Raw genomic sequence first — 3,211 nt, forward strand, 5'->3', positions numbered from 1 at the left:
GGTGGATGAGCCAGGTGATGGCGGTGAGGCGGCAGACGGCGTAGTCGTGGCCCGGGGGCTCGCGCCAGTCGAGGTCGTCGAGGGCGTCGAGGAAGCCGAGGGCGTAGTCCGTGAGGTCGGCGGGGTCCGGGGCGGCCGGGGTGAGGGTCGCGGCCGGGCCGGCGGCGGAGAGCCGGTCGCGCAGTTCCGCCACGTGCTGGTCCACGGCCGCGGTGAAGCCGGGCTCGTAGGCGAACTCGGCGAAGCGCGGCGTGAAGGTACGGGCGATCCGGGCCAGCGGGGACATGCCCCCACGGTAGGCGGGGGCATGTCCCGCGCAGGGCCCGGCCGGGCATGGAGCGCGTCACACGCCACGCCCTGCCGCGCCCGCCCCGCCCCCGCCGCGCGTCAGGCCTTCAGCCACACCGTGGTGTCCGCCGGGAGTTCCGTTCCCGCGGCGTCCAGCGGTCCGCTGGCGAGCAGGACCCGCCCCGCGGGGAGCGGGACCGGCGCCGAGGTGGTGTTGGCGACGACCTGCCAGCCGCCCGGGCGGGCGAAGTGCAGGACGCCGGGGCCGGAGCCGTCGAGCCAGGTCAGGGACTCGTCCGCGCTCAGCACCCCGCGGCGGACGCGCAGGGCCGCCCGGTAGAGCTCCAGCGTGGAGCCCTCCACCCCGTCCTGTGCCTCGACGGACAGTTCGGCGAAGTGCTCCGGCTGCGGCAGCCACGGCAGTCCGTCAACCGGGACGCCCCCCGGCCCGCCGCCCGCGACGCCGCCCGGTCCGGCGCCGGTCCCGCCGCCGGACGCGGGGCCGAACCCGAACCCCGCGCCGTCCCGCGTCCACGGCAGCGGCACCCGGCAGCCGTCGCGCCCCTTGCGGGCGTGCCCCGTCTGCTCCCAGATCGGGTCCCGCAGCGCCTCCGCGGGCAGGTCGGCGACCTCCGGCAGCCCCAGCTCCTCGCCCTGGTACAGGTAGGCCGAGCCGGGCAGCGCCAGCATCAGCAGGGTGGCCGCCCGCGCCCGCCGCAGCCCCAGTTCCCCGTCCACGGCGGGCTCATGGCCGTCGGAGAGCAACCAGGCGTCCGGGTCCGCGTCCGGGGGCAGGGCGAGGCGCGTGGCGTGCCGGATGACGTCGTGGTTGGAGAGCACCCAGGTCGCCGAGGCGCCCGCCGCGCGGGCCTGCTCCAGCGAGGCGGTGATCACCTCGCGCAGCGCCTCGCCGTCCCACGGGGCGCGCAGGTACTCGAAGTTGAACGCCTGCCCCAGCTCGTCGGGCCGCGCGTACAGCACCCGCCGGTCGCCCGGGACCCAGGCCTCGGCGACCGCCATCCGCGGCGGGGAGTAGGAGTCGAGGATCTTGCGCCAGTCGCGGTAGATCTCGTGCACCTCGTCGCGGTCGTAGAGCGGGTGCTCGCCCGGGGCCATGCCCTCCAGCGCCTCGTCGCCGCCGGCCGCCAGGTCTCCGAGGTCGCGCAGCGGCTCGGTGAGGTCCTTGGCGAGGGCGTGTGCCACGTCGACCCGGAAGCCGTCGACGCCGCGGTCCGACCAGAACCGCAGGGTGGTGCGGAAGTCGGCGCGCACCTCCTCGTTGTCCCAGTTGAGGTCGGGCTGCTCCGGGGCGAACAGGTGGAGGTACCACTGGCCGTCCGGCACCCGCTCCCAGGCACTGCCGCCGAACACCGAGTGCCAGTCGGACGGCGGGAGTTCGCCGCCCGGGCCGCGGCCGTCGCGGAAGACGTACCGGTCCCTGGCCGGGGAGCCGGGGCCCGCCCGCAGCGCCTCCTCGAACCAGGCGTGCCGGCGGGAGGTGTGGTTGGGGACGAGGTCGACGATCACCTTGAGGCCCAGCCGGTGCGCCTCGGCCACCATCAGGGTGAAGTCCTCCAGCGTGCCCAGGCGCGGGTCGACGTCCCGGTAGTCGGCGACGTCGTAGCCGCCGTCGGCGAGCTCCGAGGGGTAGAAGGGGCTCAGCCAGACCGCGTCCACGCCCAGGGTGGCCAGGTGGGCGAGGCGCCGGGTGACGCCGCGCAGGTCGCCGAGCCCGTCGCCGTCCGCGTCGGCGAAGCTGCGCGGGTACACCTGGTAGATCACCGCCTGGCGCCACCAGTTGGGGTCCCTGGACGACAGGTCGGGGGCGTTGTGTTCGGCGGGGTTCTGCTCGGGCGGGGGGCTGACGGTCACGACGACTCCTGCGGCTCGGCTCCGGTACTCCCGTACCTCCCTCCACTTTTCACAACCTGTGGACGACCGTGTTCATGCCGCGCGGACATGTCCGCAAAAGCCGCCCACGTGCCCGCACCACCGGGCCCTTGCCGTGGGGCGGACACGGCCCTAGGTTGAGCCGCACGTTGATCGTCGTTCACCTGTCGTTTCCCGATGCCGTTTCCCGTACTTGGCGAGGTCGCCTTGATCGCACGTTCGCACGCACGTCACCTGCGCGCCGTGGGTGCCGCGCTGGTGACGGTGGCGGCCCTGGTCCTGGCGGCCCACCTCGGGCCGTCGGCCACGGTGGCGCCGGGGCCCGGGACCACGGAGAACGAGGCGGTCGAGAGCACGACGGACCGGTTATGACGCCCGGGGCGAGGCCGTGGCGCCGGACGCCGGGTAGGCGTGCGTCTGCCCGGCCTTGACCGCGGCCCACACCTCCCCGCCGGGGGAGAGGCCCAGTTCGGCGGCGGAGACGGTGGTGAGGTCGGCCGCCATGGGCAGTTCACCGGTGAGCTCCGCGCGGACGCGGTCGCCGTGCGTCTCGATCCCGGCCACCCGGCACCGCCACACGTTGCGCGCGCTGGTGCCCACCGGGCGCTCGCGGTGCAGGGTCACCGCCGACGGCGGGAAGGCCACGAAGACGTCGCCGGACAGGTCCTCGGTCACGGTGACCGCGGCCGTGCCGTCGTCCAGGCGCACCCGGTGCCCCGAGGCGGTGCCGCGGTAGAGGTTGAGGCCCACCAGACGGGCGACGTAGTCGGTGCGGGGCCGGCGGGCGACCCGGTCGGGGGCGCCCGTCTGGACCACGCGGCCCTCCTCCACCACCACCAGCCGGTCCGCCAGGACCATGGCGTCCAGCGGGTCGTGGGTGACCAGCACGGCCACCGCCTCGAACTCCTCCAGGTGCCGTCGCAGCGTGGCGCGGGTCTCCAGCCGGGTGCGGGCGTCCAGTGCCGCCAGCGGTTCGTCGAGCAGCAGCAGCCGGGGGCGGGTCGCCAGCGCGCGGGCCAGCGCGACCCGCCCC

General features: G+C 75.6%; 3 protein-coding genes. All 3 read right to left on the bottom strand.

All coding sequences use genetic code 11. The features are described 5' to 3' along the window. Window positions 1-286: DUF6401 family natural product biosynthesis protein (locus tag ACOV8S_RS26265; RefSeq protein WP_448320743.1), on the bottom strand; the 286-nt coding region annotated here is incomplete at its 3' end. Between the two features lie 101 nt (window positions 287-387). Next, a complete protein-coding gene (locus ACOV8S_RS26270; RefSeq protein WP_448320745.1) occupies window positions 388-2,160 on the bottom strand; it encodes a glycoside hydrolase family 13 protein in 1,773 nt (590 codons plus the stop codon). Window positions 2,161-2,544: 384 nt separating this feature from the next. Continuing rightward, the coding region (locus ACOV8S_RS26275) for an ABC transporter ATP-binding protein (RefSeq protein ID WP_448320746.1) at window positions 2,545-3,211 on the bottom strand (667 nt) is incomplete at its 5' end.

It is taken from the genome of Streptomyces sp. CO7 (assembly GCF_053474865.1).